At 41.6% G+C, this 15,402-nt stretch carries 17 protein-coding genes; 9 read left to right on the top strand and 8 right to left on the bottom strand.

The annotated features are described in order from the left end of the window. Together NSP_RS15985 and NSP_RS15980 are read right to left on the bottom strand one after the other, a co-directional pair. Positions 1–427 (bottom strand): transposase (locus NSP_RS15985; RefSeq protein ID WP_173403292.1); only part of this gene is annotated, 427 nt, incomplete at its 3' end. A 44-nt stretch (positions 428–471) separates the two neighbouring features. Next, complete coding sequence (locus NSP_RS15980) at positions 472–879, bottom strand: helix-turn-helix domain-containing protein (protein WP_006196046.1); 408 nt, start codon at positions 877–879, stop codon at positions 472–474. Positions 880–1,008: 129 nt separating this feature from the next. Between NSP_RS15980 and NSP_RS15975 the strand changes: the two genes are divergently transcribed. Continuing rightward, positions 1,009–2,247: an FIST signal transduction protein gene (locus NSP_RS15975; RefSeq protein WP_006196177.1), complete on the top strand. Its 1,239-nt coding sequence runs from the start codon at positions 1,009–1,011 to the stop codon at positions 2,245–2,247. Between the two features lie 56 nt (positions 2,248–2,303). Here NSP_RS15975 and NSP_RS15970 read toward each other — a convergent pair whose 3' ends face one another. The 3 genes from NSP_RS15970 to NSP_RS24325 form a co-directional block, all read right to left on the bottom strand. Continuing rightward, entirely contained in the window at positions 2,304–3,434 is a 1,131-nt protein-coding gene (locus tag NSP_RS15970) for a metallophosphoesterase family protein (protein WP_006196176.1), read from the bottom strand. A gap of 332 nt (positions 3,435–3,766) precedes the next feature. Continuing rightward, complete coding sequence (locus tag NSP_RS15965) at positions 3,767–4,072, bottom strand: YwqG family protein (RefSeq protein WP_006196175.1); 306 nt, start codon at positions 4,070–4,072, stop codon at positions 3,767–3,769. After that, positions 4,044–4,202, bottom strand: coding sequence for a WGR domain-containing protein (locus NSP_RS24325; RefSeq protein ID WP_006196174.1), 159 nt, complete (start codon positions 4,200–4,202; stop codon positions 4,044–4,046). Before NSP_RS24325 ends, NSP_RS15965 begins: the two co-directional genes overlap by 29 nt. A 104-nt stretch (positions 4,203–4,306) precedes the next feature. Between NSP_RS24325 and NSP_RS26350 the strand changes: the two genes are divergently transcribed. Continuing rightward, entirely contained in the window at positions 4,307–4,465 is a 159-nt protein-coding gene (locus tag NSP_RS26350; RefSeq protein WP_006196173.1) for a hypothetical protein, read from the top strand. A gap of 202 nt (positions 4,466–4,667) precedes the next feature. After that, positions 4,668–5,315 carry a tRNA (guanosine(46)-N7)-methyltransferase TrmB gene (trmB, locus tag NSP_RS15960; RefSeq protein WP_006196172.1) on the top strand — a complete coding sequence of 216 codons (648 nt, stop codon included), beginning with the start codon at positions 4,668–4,670 and terminating at the stop codon, positions 5,313–5,315. Positions 5,316–5,392: 77 nt separating this feature from the next. Here trmB and NSP_RS15955 read toward each other — a convergent pair whose 3' ends face one another. Then, positions 5,393–6,442, bottom strand: a complete 1,050-nt coding sequence (locus NSP_RS15955; RefSeq protein WP_006196171.1) for a methyltransferase — start codon at positions 6,440–6,442, stop codon at positions 5,393–5,395. 139 nt (positions 6,443–6,581) lie between these two features. On the opposite strand from NSP_RS15955, the gene ygfZ reads away from it, so the two are divergent. The 5 genes from ygfZ to NSP_RS15930 all read left to right on the top strand — a co-directional run bounded on the left by ygfZ (position 6,582) and on the right by NSP_RS15930 (position 13,296). Continuing rightward, positions 6,582–7,565, top strand: coding sequence for a CAF17-like 4Fe-4S cluster assembly/insertion protein YgfZ (gene ygfZ / locus NSP_RS15950; protein ID WP_006196170.1), 984 nt, complete (start codon positions 6,582–6,584; stop codon positions 7,563–7,565). Between the two features lie 263 nt (positions 7,566–7,828). Continuing rightward, complete coding sequence (locus NSP_RS15945; RefSeq protein ID WP_006196169.1) at positions 7,829–11,035, top strand: glycoside hydrolase family 15 protein; 3,207 nt, start codon at positions 7,829–7,831, stop codon at positions 11,033–11,035. A gap of 255 nt (positions 11,036–11,290) precedes the next feature. Further along, entirely contained in the window at positions 11,291–12,058 is a 768-nt protein-coding gene (locus NSP_RS15940; protein ID WP_006196167.1) for a MotA/TolQ/ExbB proton channel family protein, read from the top strand. Between the two features lie 40 nt (positions 12,059–12,098). Beyond that, complete coding sequence (locus NSP_RS15935) at positions 12,099–12,689, top strand: ExbD/TolR family protein (RefSeq protein ID WP_006196166.1); 591 nt, start codon at positions 12,099–12,101, stop codon at positions 12,687–12,689. Positions 12,690–12,933: 244 nt separating this feature from the next. Next, positions 12,934–13,296: a phage holin family protein gene (locus NSP_RS15930; RefSeq protein WP_006196165.1), complete on the top strand. Its 363-nt coding sequence runs from the start codon at positions 12,934–12,936 to the stop codon at positions 13,294–13,296. Positions 13,297–13,421: 125 nt separating this feature from the next. Here the strand turns inward: NSP_RS15930 and psb29 are convergent, their stop codons facing one another. After that, the gene (psb29, locus tag NSP_RS15925) at positions 13,422–14,123 is read right to left on the bottom strand and encodes a photosystem II biogenesis protein Psp29 (RefSeq protein WP_042202107.1); all 702 of its coding nucleotides are present in this window, start codon (positions 14,121–14,123) and stop codon (positions 13,422–13,424) included. Between the two features lie 93 nt (positions 14,124–14,216). Here psb29 and NSP_RS15920 point away from each other — a divergent pair, with 93 nt between their 5' ends. Beyond that, positions 14,217–14,813: a chromophore lyase CpcT/CpeT gene (locus NSP_RS15920; protein ID WP_006196163.1), complete on the top strand. Its 597-nt coding sequence runs from the start codon at positions 14,217–14,219 to the stop codon at positions 14,811–14,813. A gap of 21 nt (positions 14,814–14,834) precedes the next feature. Here NSP_RS15920 and NSP_RS15915 read toward each other — a convergent pair whose 3' ends face one another. Beyond that, positions 14,835–15,203, bottom strand: coding sequence for an STAS domain-containing protein (locus NSP_RS15915; RefSeq protein ID WP_042202113.1), 369 nt, complete (start codon positions 15,201–15,203; stop codon positions 14,835–14,837). Positions 15,204–15,402 lie beyond the last annotated feature (199 nt).

Here is a 15,402-nt window from a genome sequence, read left to right as displayed (position 1 = left end):
CCGAGCAATATTTAGGAAGGAAAAACATATATAAACCCATTTGTTCCCACTTTGTCCATAATGCCTGAACTTCTTTACAACAATGTATTGGTCCATTATCTTGAACTATGACTCTCATTCGTTTACTTTCAGATGCTTCTTGCGCCTCTTGTTCCATCATTTTGATGTAAGAACTGCGCTTAACTCCTCCAATTACTAGACCATAAATAAAGCTAATTAATGGCTGAAATAGCCCAATAATACTGATTCTGCGTCCACGTCTTTTTGTTTGTTCGAGCTTTTTTTGTTCTCCTTTTTGATAGTATGTATAACCTGAATCACTCCAAGCTGAAAATCCTGATTCATCCAAATATTTTAGGTCTATTTCTCCACTAGCCGCAGCCAGTTCTAACATATCCATATCTGCTTGTTTATTTGCACGAGTCACTGGATCTTGTTTTGCTTGATGACTTATTCTTATCCGCTTCCAAATCACCCCTTTTTTTTTAGTCCCCGTCTGATTGTGTTGGTACTTACTTTTATCCCACGCTCTTTATCCAGTTTTTCTGCTAATTGCTTACTGTTATAAGTTTGTGCTTCTTCTTTCAAGCATTTTTCTAAATATTCAATGTCAGCTTCCACCAATTTTGGCTTTCTCCCTCGACCTGGTAACTCATGGAGTCCTTCTATTCCTTCTTTTTCCCACTTATTCAACACGACTCTTACTGTTTGCTCTCCCCAATCAAAGTGAGCCGCTATTTTTTCCACATACCAACCATCTGCATTTAATCTGATTACTTCAGCTCTATCTTTTACTTTCTGCGGTACTTTCGCTGTTCTCAGGTCAAACAACTCTCTATCTTGTTTTTTTGTCAGGAATATCCTTAACCTTGACCCCATATTTACATCACCCTAATATATGTTTTTCCGTATTTACTTATCTTTACACACCTTTAATTTTTTTTGTTTACCTACTTAGGGGCAAACTTAAAATACTACTAGATTAACAAAAAAATTAGCCCAAAATTCATGGCAGACCAAATGCAGTGGGCAAATGCCCTATCAACCCGTCCTTCTTTAGAAGCAGCTGTTACAGATGTAGTAGAACAGGCTGTCTCGTCCTTAACAGTACCTGCTGATTTAGGGCTGGTATTCATTTCGTCTGCTTTTGCGAGTGAGTATTCCCGGCTTTTACCCTTGCTAGCTGAAAAACTTGCGGTACCTGTAATGATTGGCTGTAGTGGTGGTGGTGTAATTGGGACTACAGCTACAGGAGAACCTCAAGAATTAGAGTCACAACCCGCTATCAGCCTTACCTTGGGGTATCTGCCGGGTGTGAATATACAAGTTTTTCATGTTCTGTCCGAAGAATTACCAGATTTGGACAGTTCACCAGATGCTTGGATAGATGTGCTTGGTGTGGAACCATCTCCAGCGCCTCAGTTCATTTTGCTGTCTAGTGCTTTTTCTTCGAGAATCAATGATTTATTGCAGGGGCTGGATTTTGCCTACCCTGGCTCGGTGGTCATCGGGGGACAGGCTAGTTCTGGCGGTTCAAGTAGTCAGATATCTTTGTTTTGTCATGATCCTGAAGGCGGTCTGCACCAAGGCCTGTATCGTGAGGGAACCGTAGGCTTGGCGTTGAGTGGCAATATTGTTCTAGAAACTATTGTGGCTCAAGGATGCAGACCCATCGGCCAGCCGATGCAAGTCACAAAAGCTGAACGTAATATCATTCTGGAACTAGATGAAAAAGTGCCGCTAGTGGTGTTACGCGATTTGATTAGTAGCCTGAGTGAAGAAGAACGGATGCTAGCGCAGCAGTCTCTGTTTGTAGGTATAGTGATGGATCAATTTAAGCTGTCTTTACAACAGGGAGATTTTTTAATTCGCAACATCTTGGGGGTAGATCCATCGGTGGGAGCGATCGCCATTGGAGATGTTGCTCGTCCTGGTCAACGCCTACAATTCCAACTGCGTGATGCCGAAGCCTCAGCCGAAGACCTAGAATTACTTCTAGAACGCTATCAAAATCAACAAGGTTCCCAACCCTCTGCGGCTGCGGCTTTCATGTTTTCCTGTGTGGGTCGTGGTCAAGGTCTTTACGGCAAGCCCAATTTTGATTCGGAGTTATTTCGGCGCTACATTCACGATATCCCCATAGGTGGTTTTTTCTGTAATGGCGAAATCGGCCCTGTTGGTGGTAGTACCTTTGTACATGGCTACACCTCAGTTTTTGGCATTTGCCGTCAAATGACTGCTGAGTAGGCATTGTAACTTTCTTTCCCCCCACGGACCACGGACCACGGACCACGGACCACTCCCTACTCACCACGGACCACGGACCACGGACCACTCCCTAACAGAAGAGTGCTATTGTTATCAATGAGGGTAGGAATCCCACTGGCGATCGCACCATAGGTCTGAATATGGCGACGCACTGCTGGGGGAAAATGGGGATAGTCTAATAAAGCATCCCCATCGGCAATATTTGCCCAAAAGTCCCGCAGACCAATAGCTAAGTTTTCTGCATCTGCCAATGGTAGGTTTAAGGGGTACTGAGTTAATAGTTTAACCAGGAAGGGGAAAGAGCGATCGCCCATCCACTGGCGTGAGAAATGTTGCAGGTTGGGAAAATCAGCTACTGTTTCTACACGATGTGATAAAATTTGTAACCACTCTCTACCGTAATTATCCTGTTGAAACTCAAACACACGATAAGGGTGAGGATAACTAACTAAAGAACCAGTAGTGATGTCATAAACCCCTTGTGAGCAAGCCACATCCTGAATGTGTAAATGTCCTGTAAATACCAGCTTGACTCCATAACGCCGGAGAATCTCTAACAGTTGGGCAGAATTTTCTAACATATAGCGCTTACCTAGGGGATGGCGCGATTGTTCCGGCAGATGCTCAACGACATTGTGATGTACCATGACCAGTACTAATTCATCACCTGCTGCGGCTAGTACCTCTTCTAACCATTTGAGTTGTTCAGCATCCAAACGCCCTACTTGCTCACCATCTTCATTAAAAAAGTTAGAATTTAGACCAATTAGCCGGACTCCAGGCAGCAATTGATGTGTATAGTAAAGTTGCTGGGGATTTTCGTAACCAAACTTGCGGTAATAGTGGGGAAAATCGGCAAACCCAATTGATTGCTCATTTGCTATCACCACAGGAACGTCATGATTACCAGGAACAACATAGGTGGGAAAAGGTAGCTTCGCTAATCTTTCTTGTAACCACAGATGATTTTCCGGTTCACTGTGCTGAGTTAGGTCTCCTGGAAGCAAGAGAAAATCTAAATTAAGTTGTGTTAAATGTTCTATTGCACTTTCAAAAGCTGGTATACTCACCTCCACCAGATGAAATCGACTAGGATGATCCCAAATAGTATGGGGAAGAGCTATATGTAGGTCGCTAACTACGGCAAAACGAAAATTTGGAGCCATTGATTTATAGGATAATGTTACAAACAAGCTAAAAAAACTCTTTTACACAAAGTATAACCCTTGCTTGCTTGGAAATCTTGCGTAATACCATCACTCAGCTTTTTTATAATCAAATTCGCTAACCTTAAATATCTCTTAATATTATTTTTTTTCTAATTTCACACATACAGCGTATCGCAGGTTTATGAGGCAGATAAATATCTCAGCACAAACGTCACATCAACACAGATAAGTCTGTATTTTATCTAAATTAAATTACGGTAATTTTTATTTTTGCCTAGAAAAAAAGATTTTTAAATTTATTTTTGAAGCTATTTCTTACTCCAATCAGCTTAATCACACACAAAATAAAATTCGACTTCACTAAAATCACGGTTACTTAACCGAGCATCTTCGATAAAAAAGTAGAAAGAATCATCACTATTAAAAGGATGAGAAAATTCCAATAGTAACTTTCCTTCGGCGTATTCTGCAATCTCATTCACATTAGAATGGAAATCTACATATCCCCCTAGCTTGTCTCGTCTCATGTGCGTATCATGTTCATAGTCATAATCTGAAATCCATTGATTAAATTCTTCACTGAGTTCTGCAAGTTCTTCAGTAATTTTAATACTGGGCTTTTTCTGGTGTATCATAAGTCTTAGTAGAGGTTTGTCCTTGAGTGCCAATGCGACCATAACGAATGCTAAATTCTGCGTTATTAATGGTCAATTCATCAAATTTTTGAGATTGAACATCTGATAATTCGAGATAAATTACTTCCATTTGTTCTTGTTGGATTTTTCAGTGTTATTTCGGTTTTATAGCTACCTTGATACTTTAAATTTAAACATTGCTCAGGAATAAAGCAAAGATATCAACAATAATCTATGCTAGTAACCGAAACGGTGAGTTCAAACCCTGAAAATACAGGAAACAGCAAAATGGAAGATAAAACAGCGTATCAAGAAAGCATGGAAGCTCGATTCAGTGAATTGGGTGCAAAAATTGATCAATTACAAGCCAAAGCAGAGCAAGCACCAGGCTGATAAGGGACTTACTCGAAATAAATTATCCGGATTAACGAACCGCAGAGGCGCAGAGGAAACAGAGGAATAAGGGTTTGGGAGCTTTTTTGCGTTAGGTGATTTCGTATTTTTTTATTTGGAAGTCCCTAACAGAAAGTAATACTATGAATATTACGAGCGTTGATCTGCGCTCGTTTTTTGAAGGAAAGGAGAAGTATCAATTTTGGCAGTAGTCCGAGTCCGCCAACACGTAAACCCACTGGCTAAAAAGTATCAAACGCCAGCAAATTCTCTAGAATGGGAAAAAGTTTATCCACAGCTAAACCAACCACTACATCTAGATATTGGTTGCGCTAAGGGCAGGTTTTTGGTGAAAATGGCGCAGATAGAAACGAACTGGAATTTTCTGGGTTTGGAAATTCGGGAACCGTTGGTAGTGGAGGCGAATCAGTTACGTGGTGAGTTGGGTTTAACAAATCTGCATTATTTGTTTTGTAATGTGAATAATTCCTTGAAGTCGCTGTTATCGTCTCTACCTACAGGCACTTTACAGCGTGTCAGTATTCAATTTCCCGATCCTTGGTTTAAAACTCGCCATGCTAAACGCCGGGTAGTACAACCGCAATTAGTCACAGAATTAGCTGATTATCTAGCCCCTGGGGGAATTGTGTTTTTGCAATCAGATATTGAGTTTGTGGCTACCGAAATGCGATCGCGCTTTGCCGAAAATCCCGCTTTTGAACGGGTGGGTACAGCAGAATGGTTAACAGAAAACCCTTTACCAGTACCAACAGAACGGGAAATAGGAACTCAGAACAAAGGTGAACCAGTGTATCGGGCTGTATTTGTGAAAAAAACCACAGCACCCTAATTTAACCCCAAGGAATGCTGTGTACAGCAAAATAATGCACATTGTTATTAGTCTCTGGGGTGTAAATCAAATGAGAGTCAACCTTTGACACATTCCAGGACGCTCACCTGGGAACCAGTAGGAATAATATTAGTAAGTTGTAACCCAGCAGCAGCAAAAAGTTCTTGAAACTCTGTTGCAGTGCGTTCACGCCCCCCAGAAGTCATGATTAACATTTCCAGGTCAAGGAACTTATCCGGAGAAGGTTCGTTAATATTGCCAATCACATTTTCTACAACTAGAACTTTGCCGTTATCTGGCATAACATTACGGCAGTTTTGGAGAATTTTGATACAGCTTTCATCGTCCCAGTCATGAATGATATGTTTCATGATGTAAGCATCACCACCACTCGGTACGTTGGCAAAGAAGTTACCAGCCATTACTTGCCAACGTCCATCTAATTCCCTTGCTTCTAGATATTTTTTGGCTCCCTCAGCTACTTGCTCTTGTTCGTAAACTACACCTTTAACAGTGGGATATTTTTGGAGAATGGCAGCCATCAGAGTACCATTTCCACCACCAACATCAATTAAGGTGTGGATTGATGAAAAGTCGTAACTAGATATGAGACTATTGATATATGAGCTAGTAAAGCTTGTCATGCAGGCATCAAATATAGCTCCTGCTTCTGGTTGTTGAGCCAAATAGGAAAATATGGGCATTCCAAAAACATGATCAAAAGCCTGTTTGCCAGTTTTGACCGAGTAGAGAATGTTTCCCCAGGGTTGCCAACGCCAGCTTTCACAACCGTACATTATGGCCATTGCCCGTAGGGAACCAGGAACATCACTGCGGAGATATTCTGCCATGGGTGTTAGCTGAAAACAACGGTTTTCTATTTCCGTAAAAATACCAATACTACACAAAGCCCGCATGACTCTGTATAGTGAATCGGGATCAGCCTCTGTAGATTGCGCTAATTCTTGACAACTTTTAGCGCCATCTTTGAGTAAATCAGCAATCCCTAATTTAGCGGCTACGTAGATGATTGATTGGGTTATTAACGAGCAAAAAACCATTTGCTGCATCTTTTCCCCGGCCAGCATTTGATTTTCTGTATCGTAACTGTCATGTTGAGATACCATGATGAGTGAATCATAAACTAGACATTAATAATATAGGTTTTTGTGTCTTTTTATTCAGGTTTGAAACTGAAAAGCTGAATATGCTAAGATTTCCTAAGAAAAAATTTTTGAACATCAAACAGGGCAACTCTTCATCACTATGCCAACATCTGCAACTGACGCTAAAGACGCAGCAGCTATCGAAGCCGCAACAGAAGGGGTTGCTGTATGCGATCGCTCTCACTGGGGACGCATCCGTGTTTCTGATGATGACCATCTGCGGTTTTTACACAATCAAAGCACAAACGATTTCCAAAGTCTCAAGCCCGGACAAGGCTGTGATACCGTGATGGTGTCATCCACCGCCCGCACCATTGACTTAGTGAGCGCCTATGTTTTAGAGGATGCAGTGCTGTTGCTGACTTCCCCTAGCCGTCGTGAAGCTCTTTTTCAATGGCTGGATCGCTACATCTTTTATGCTGATAAAGTGCAACTGCAAGATATAACAAATGAAACATCAACCTTCAGCCTCATTGGTGCAAAAAGTGATGCAATAGTTGAAAAACTGGGTGCTGGGGCAATTATTGGTAAACCCTATGGTAGTCATCAACAAGTTGACGGGGTAATGGTAGCGGTGGGTAGCGGCTTGGCTGAACCTGGATATACGCTGATTTTGCCCAATTCCGAAAAAGCGCAACTATGGCAGCAGATTTTAGAATTAGGGGCGGTAGAATTGAGCGATCGCGCCTGGGATATGTTACGTATTTTACAAGGCAGGCCAGCGCCAGATGCGGAACTTACAGATGATTACAATCCCTTAGAAGTGGGTTTATGGCAAACGATTTCTTTTAATAAAGGCTGCTACATCGGTCAAGAAACCATCGCCAGGTTAAATACATATAAAGGTGTAAAACAGTACCTCTGGGGTATCCGGCTGAATGCACCTGTGGAAGTTGGCAGTGCGATTACAGTTGGAGATGAAAAAGTTGGTAAACTTACCAGTTATACTGAAACAGCTAACGGTCATTTTGGACTAGGTTACATTCGCAGCAAAGCTGGTGGTGTTGGTTTAAAAGTTCAAGTAGGAGAAACTGAAGGCGAAGTTGTAGAAATACCGTTTGTTTCTCACGAATACCCACAATAAACAATTCAAAATTCAAAAGGGGAATATAAAATTTCCTCCTTTGTTAACAGGACTTGCGGAAAATTATGAAAAAACGTTCGCAAAGCGTGCGCGAAGCGCATACCACGAAGGACACAAAGGACACTAAGTTAAGAGGGTTTCAGAGAGTTCTTGCGTAAGTCCTATATTAATTAAATATTCATCTGTGTTCATCTGTGTTTATCTGCGGTTAAATAAATCTTCTCTTACCCATTCTAATTTCGCCAGTTTCCCCAAATAAAATTATGAAAACAGTCACCGAATTGCAAGCTCGATTGGAACATTATTACCAGCAAATCAAGACAATCATTCTAACGCGTCAGAATCCCATCACTGGTTTGCTTCCTGCGAGTACCGCAATAACCCCCCACGGTGATTATACAGATGCTTGGGTACGAGATAACGTTTACAGCATTTTGGGAGTTTGGGGTTTAGCCCTGGCCTATCGTAAGATTGACGAAGATAAGGGACGCACCTATGAACTAGAGCATAGTGTCACCAAGCTGATGCGGGGGCTACTATTTGCGATGTTGCGTCAGTCCCATAAAGTAGAACAATTTAAACATACTCAGTCCCCCCTGGATGGGTTACACGCCAAATACAACACCGCTACCGCCGATATTGTAGTGGGTGATGACGAATGGGGACATTTACAACTTGATGCTACATCTATATTTTTGTTGATGCTGGCACAAATGACCGCTTCAGGATTGCAAATTATTTATACGATTGATGAAGTAAATTTTGTGCAGAACTTGGTTTACTATATTGGACGGGCTTACCGGACACCAGATTATGGCATTTGGGAACGAGGTAATAAAATTAATCATGGTAGTGCGGAGTTAAATGCTAGTTCAGTAGGTATGGCTAAAGCCGCTTTAGAAGCTATTAATGGACTAGATTTGTTTGGTGTGCGTGGTAGTCAAGCCTCAGTAATTCATGTTTTACCCGATGAAATCGCCCGCGCCCGCATTACTTTAGAATCTTTGTTACCCAGAGAATCAGCTTCTAAAGAAATTGATGCTGCACTATTGAGTATTATTAGTTATCCAGCTTTTGCAATTGAAGATGTGCAACTACGCGACCGCACATTTAATGATATTATTCATAAACTCCAAGGGAAATACGGTTGCAAACGCTTCTTACGTGATGGACACCAAACGGTTTTAGAAGATGGCAAACGCTTACATTACGAACCTGGGGAACTGAAGCAATTCGAGCATATTGAATGTGAATGGCCTTTATTTTTCACTTATTTATTTTTAGATGGGTTATTTCGTGGTGACAGCCAGCAAGCTAAAAATTACCAAGAACGTTTGGAGTCATTACTAATTGAACGTGATGGCATAGGTTTATTACCAGAACTTTATTATGTGTTAGATGACCATGTAGAAGCTGAAAGGTTAACGCCCCAAAGTCAAACTCGCGTACCTAACGAAAATGTTCCTTTAGTCTGGGCGCAAAGTTTATATTTTCTCGGTCAGCTATTAAATGAAGAATTAATCGCAGTTGGGGATATTGACCCGTTAGGAAGACATTTGTCTGGGGGGAGAAAACGCGAGGCTTTAGTACAAATTGCTTTGATAGCTGAGGATGAAGAGTTACAAAAAAAATTAGAAGTTTATGGAATTGAAGCTCAAACACCCCAGCAAGTAGAACCGATTCAAGTTAGAAAAGCTGGCGAACTTTCCGCTATTTATACTCAAATTGGACGTAACAACAAACTGGGTTTAACTGGTCGTCCAGTGCGGCGGTTGCGGAGTTTGACCACATCTCGATTTTTTCGGATTCACAATGAGACAATTGTCTTTTTACCTTCGTTTTTGGATTCGCAACAGTTTTATTTAACCCTTGATTACCACTTTCTACTCGACCAAATTAGAAGTGAACTGGCTTATATTCAAGATTATTGGCTTGATTTGGGTCGTCCTACCCTAACTTTAATGTTAACCCATACCATGTTAGAAATCGGTTCTGAGGCGTTATTAGAACTGATGCAAGAACTTAAAGATGGTGTGTGTAACGGTGTACAGGTAAAATTGGGGCGACTAAATCAACTAATGCTGACAGCCAAGATGCAAAAGATTGATTTTCTCCCAGATGCGGACTTCTCCCAAGCACCGATGCAAAACGCCGGGCCTCGTTGCTATTACCTGGCTTATCATCCTGGGGAAAACTGGCGTTTAGGACATACCCAAGAATTCCAGATGGAATGCGAAACTAACTTGGGATTATTACTTTCTTCTTTGCGTTCATCGGAAAATATCTATGAACAAATTGAGTTATTACAAACTTTAATTCGTTTGCAGGGGCTAACATTTGATACAGGTTTTGGTGGTCCACAACGTCCTGTAACAGCAGCCGATTTACTGGATGAAGTCTATACTAAAGCCGGCGATTTAGGCATTTGGGCGGTGGTACGTCGGGCGGCTGGATTAAGACAAATGGTTGATATCAGCTTGTCAGATACAGTGACGAGTATTTTAGTCAGGGGTAAGCAAATTGCTGTGGGTAGAGCTTACAGTAAATCATCCCTGATTTCTGTACCTATGCCCCACATGGAAATTACTGAGAAAATTAATAATTTTTGTCGTGAAGATATCCGCGATCGCGTCCTCACACAAGAGATTATCATTTATCTTGGGGTCTTAATGCGATCAGAACCTGAACTATTTCAAGGGTTACTAACTCTGAGAGTTGGCTATCTGATATTATTAATTACCAGTGAATTAGCACAAGAGTTAGGTGTCACTCAAGATGAAGCCTATGAACGCTTGATGGAACTTTCACCATTTGAAGTGAAAATGCGCTTACATCAAGTATTAACAGGTTACACAGGTATCAGTAAATTATTACGCCAACAGGAATCACTCCACGTTAAGCAAAAAGAAACTGATATTGCTTGGGTAGTGCTAGCGACTGAAAAAGAAGAAACTACAGTTCCCCTTGGTGGTTGGCGAAGATTTCGCCAAGCCGAGGGAGCATTAAACCGCGTCCCCAAAGACTTCTTCCAGCAGGTTTGGCTATTAATGAAACATTGTAAAGGGATTGTGATTGGCGATAAACTAGAGCGCCGCAATCGTTTAGATAGTGAGCTAATGTTATCAGAAATGACAGCCGGCGAAAAGAACTTTGCCCTGAGAATTGAGCATTTACTGAATAAAATTGAAGCTCCAGAATACCGGAAAGTCAACATTGAAGCCTTAATGGAATTAGCCACAATTGTCGCAAATAACCCCAGCCTACAAATAGAAGAATATATAGTATTAGACGTATTAATTGGCCATGCAGTCAGATTAGCATGGTTAGAACACCATCCCGAAAGAGGCGATCGCTATGATGAAGACAAAGCCTCAGCCTGGGGTTCCTTTTATAATACCTCACCTCAAGATTGCGTGAGTTATATATTAAAAGCCTTTAGATTCTTAACAGAATTTGTCAAAGAGATTTAAACGCAAAGGAGCGCAAAGGTAAACGCAAAGGAGCGCAGAGCAAGATTCTTCTTTGCGTACCTCTGCGCTAACCTCCGCGTACCTTTGCGTTAAAACTCTTATTCAACAGAAACCGCATCCACATAATTCTCCGTCGTCAAATACCAAATATCTGCTCGACGATTTTGTACAGGAATATGGTAATTATACATTAATCTTGAGAATTAAAATGCTTAGGGATTGTTGCTGTAGAAATGGAGGGAGGAAACCTAACCAGTGGATATTTTAGATTTGTTTGAAAAGGGCGGCCCAGCGATGTGGCCCTTGTTTGTGTTGTCCGTTCTGTCTATCAGCGTGATTTTCGAGCGTCTGTGGTTCTGGTTACGAATCATGACTCAAGAAAAGGAAATAGTGGAACGTGTCCTGAATGCAGCCCAAGATAGTTGGGAAATCGCGGCGGATATTGCCAGAAAGGCGCGCCATCAGCCGATTGGAAGGTTTCTCTATGCCCCGTTAAGCTACCCGAAACGTGATCCCGAAACCTTTCGACTCGCACTGGAGTCCACCGCCGAAGATGAATTAGCGGGAATGCGCCGGGGGGAAAAACTTTTAGAAGCCGTTATCGCCCTCTCACCTCTGTTGGGATTGCTGGGTACGGTTTTGGGTTTAATCCAATCTTTGCGCTCAATTCGCATTGGCGATTTGGGAACTGAATCTACAGCTGGTGTGACTACTGGTATTGGTGAATCTTTAATCAGTACCGCTACTGGGTTGATCGTTGCGATTATCAGTTTGGTATTTTATCGCCTATTTCAAAGTTTTGTCGTTGACCAAGTGAAAATTTTTCGCAAGGCGGGAAATGAGATGGAGTTGTTATATCGTCAGTCTCCGCCTGACTATGACAAAATTGCCTCAGTCATCGTGGAGGAATCTATACCAGAAAGTGTGACTCCTCCCCGCAAGCGAGAGAAAAAACCCTTTCCTAAACCTCCCGAACCCCCAAATACACCTGATTCATTAGAATCTGTAGATCCTGAGCAATAGTTAAGCATTCCACACCCGAAGCAGGCGTAATGGTGAAACGATGAAAGTTAATTTGCATACTCCCATTGAAGAAACACAAATTCAAATTCTCCCCTTAATTGATGTCGTTTTTTGTATCCTGACGTTCTTTTTGTTGGCAGCTTTACAATTTACTCGACAACAGGCAATTAATATTGATTTGCCCAAAGCTGCTACAAGTACATTGGCTGGTGGTGTCACTTCACAGAGTGCCACTCAAATTGTCACTATTGATGCTGTAGGTAATCTTTACATAGAAAAACAGCCTGTACAACGAGATCAGTTAGCACAAAACTTAAGCCAATATCTCCAAGCCAACCCCAGTGGCACTTTGGTACTCAATGCATCACGAACAGCAACCTATAATGATGTGGTGGAAATATTAGACTTGATGCGGCAAGTGGGTGGCGATCGCGTGTCTTTGGGAATTATACCAGGCCCAACTCAACTACCTAATAACTCATTTAATCCACCTAATTTTCCCATGAGTCCAGGAGGATTACCAGCACCAGTTCCGGGAGTTAATCCCGATATGGTGTCTCCAGTTCTGCCCAACGAAGCAGCACCTCAAGTGCCTGTAGCACCTGAAACAACTCCTGCCCCTTCAAGGTGATATGGATGAACAAGGGGAGATAAAAATTCCCCTTGTTTTGTCTTCTAATGATAACTGATAACTGATAACTGATAACTGATAACTGATAACTGATTTCAGCTAAACCTAAAGATATACGGAATAAATATTGTTTAGCTAAAAATAGCTGTTAATTTATAAATAATTGGTTAAGCTTCAAAAATTTCTTGCTCGTCAGACTTAGTAATTTAGCGCCAATCACCGTTCGCTTTTCAAGGGTTGTGGCATGAATATTGTGACGCTTTTAATTGTTTGGGTAGTAACATCTATCAGCTTGTTGATTATTAGTAAGCTGCCCTTGGGAGTGGAAGTTGACTCTCCCCGAAAAGCCTTTTTGTCGGCGGCAGTTCTCGGTATTGTCACAGCAGTAGTAAGACCCATTTTAAGCCTCATATTTACAGTACCAAACTTACTTACCTTTGACTTGTTATCCGGCATTTTCACATTTATGATTGCCGTTGTGTGTTTTAGTATCGCCGCTTGGTTAGTCGAGGGGTTTCGCTTACGTTTTGGCATCTGGAGTGCTGTACTGGGGGCTTTTGCCCTGACTATCGTCAACAGCCTCATCTACAAATTGTTAGGCGTGTAAATAATTACTAATTTGTAGTTCGTAATTCGTAATTAATTCAGGTTACAAGTCCTCAATCTATTTATGGAAAAAATCAACTTTTTTCCGTCGATAACAATTACGAATTACGAGTTATCAATTAAGAATTATTCAGATGGGGGAACAACTGGGGTAGTTGTTTGTTGTTGACGCTGTTCGCGCTTTTTGCGATCAGCAGAGAGCATATCGGCCATAACTACGAGCGCTTGAGCCATCTTTTCCAGATTGGAACTGTATAGCTCCAAATCCTTGTTGAGTTTTTCATCAGATAGGTGTAAGCCAGCAGCAATGGTTTTTAAGGCCTCAGTGCGTTGCTTTTCATCCTTGACTAATTCCGGATCGGACTGTTCTAACAAGGTGAATAAACCAACTGCAAATAAGCGGCTGTATTTAAACTCAGAATTGTGCGCGATCGCTTGCAGTTGTGCTTGCAAGTCAGGGTCTCGATCTAAATGAGTGGTTTGGCTTAACCACGCAATTAAATCATTGACTGGGAGGTCTTTCGCTAAAGCTTGCAGCCGTTTAGCATCCTCTCGGTAGCGTTGCGGTTCTTGCTCTACAGCCTGACATAAGGCTTGGAAAATCGATTCCTGATCCTGTTCTGGTAGGTAGCCTTGCATAAAGCGGTCAAAGCTTGTAACGACACCCAAGGCATAAATTGGATTGTAGGAAAAACCGCTATTGACTGATAGTAGATGCATTTCTACCATCAACTCTTCTACCACCCGACGATAAATTGTGTTAATTGGCCGGGTGTGAAGGGAGTAAAAAGCTCGCTTTGTATCTGAGACAGTACGGACGTTATTCACAAATAAAATGTTAAGAATGTTAAGGGCGACGTTATTATATTTTGTCGCTTAAAGGTTACTTTGCCAAGTTCAGGTTTCCGATCAGTGTCATTTATGAGTTTTTCGCCAAATTTAATTGCTTTAGGTGAGTACCTAGCTGGTAAATTCGATAATCGAGAACAAGCTCTAGCAGATTCAGCTTGGTTTGTGCATCTACATCTTTGGCACAGACCAGTTGATCTATTTACAGAAGACAGTATCACCTTGTTTGCCGAGCAAGCTAACATTGTCAACTTAGACCAACCTTATCGCCAGCGAATTATGCGGTTGATGTCGGGGGGCGGCGCTGATGCACCCTTGCAGCTACAATACTATATGCTCAAAGATCCCAGTGCTTTACGTGGTGCAGGTCGTAATCCGGCTTTGCTCAAAAGATTGACGGTGGATCAACTAGATTTACTACCAGGCTGCATCCTCACAGTTACCCAACAAACAATAGCTGCAAATAGCTCTAAATTTACTGCTACTCAACCGCCAAATACTCGTTGCTGCTTTACTTATCTGAACCAGATTGTCCAAGTTGCTTTAGGATTTGAAGCCACAGCAGCAGAATTTAACAGCTACGATAAAGGAATTGACTCCGATACTGGAAAAGCAACCTGGGGAGCAATTTTAGGGCCTTATCGTTACACCAAGCGAGAACAGTATTGACACTGTACACGCAGCATTGTTTTAACTAGCAATACTCCGAGGTACGCCTTCTAAAGCTTCCTCTTGGGTTTCAAAGATTTCAAATACTGTATCCATCATTGTTACTTCAAACACAAGTTTTGCTTCGGAATGTACATTACAGATGCGGAAACTGCCCTTGACTTTATCAGCATCACGCATCCCCGCCACCAAAGACGTGAGACCAGAACTATCAATAAAATTTACCTGACCGAGATTCACTACCACATGGTGACTGAGTTTGGAAATACATTCCTGTAACTTCAGGCGAAATTGCCAAGCCGTGGTGATGTCTAAGCGTCCTGCTGGTGTTAAGACAATCACGGTATCGTCGTCTTGGGTTGTATAAGTTGTTTGTTCTATTTGAATCACTAAGCCTCCCCGTGGCAATAGTCTAAATTTAGTTTGGGATTGGTGAGCCAAAAAATTTGTTTTGAGAATTTTTACTTTCACATCACGATAAAAATTTCCCGTGAAGTAAGTTAATTGACTCACCAGCCACAAAATTATCCCTTACTGATACTTGAATTAACAAGTTACAGATGACGTATACTACACTGGTTGCACGCAA

It is taken from the genome of Nodularia spumigena CCY9414, assembly GCF_000340565.2.
Lineage (GTDB): Bacteria > Cyanobacteriota > Cyanobacteriia > Cyanobacteriales > Nostocaceae > Nodularia > Nodularia spumigena.
The sequence above is the reverse complement of the archived record's forward strand: the minus strand, read 5'-3'. Positions and strand labels throughout refer to the sequence as shown.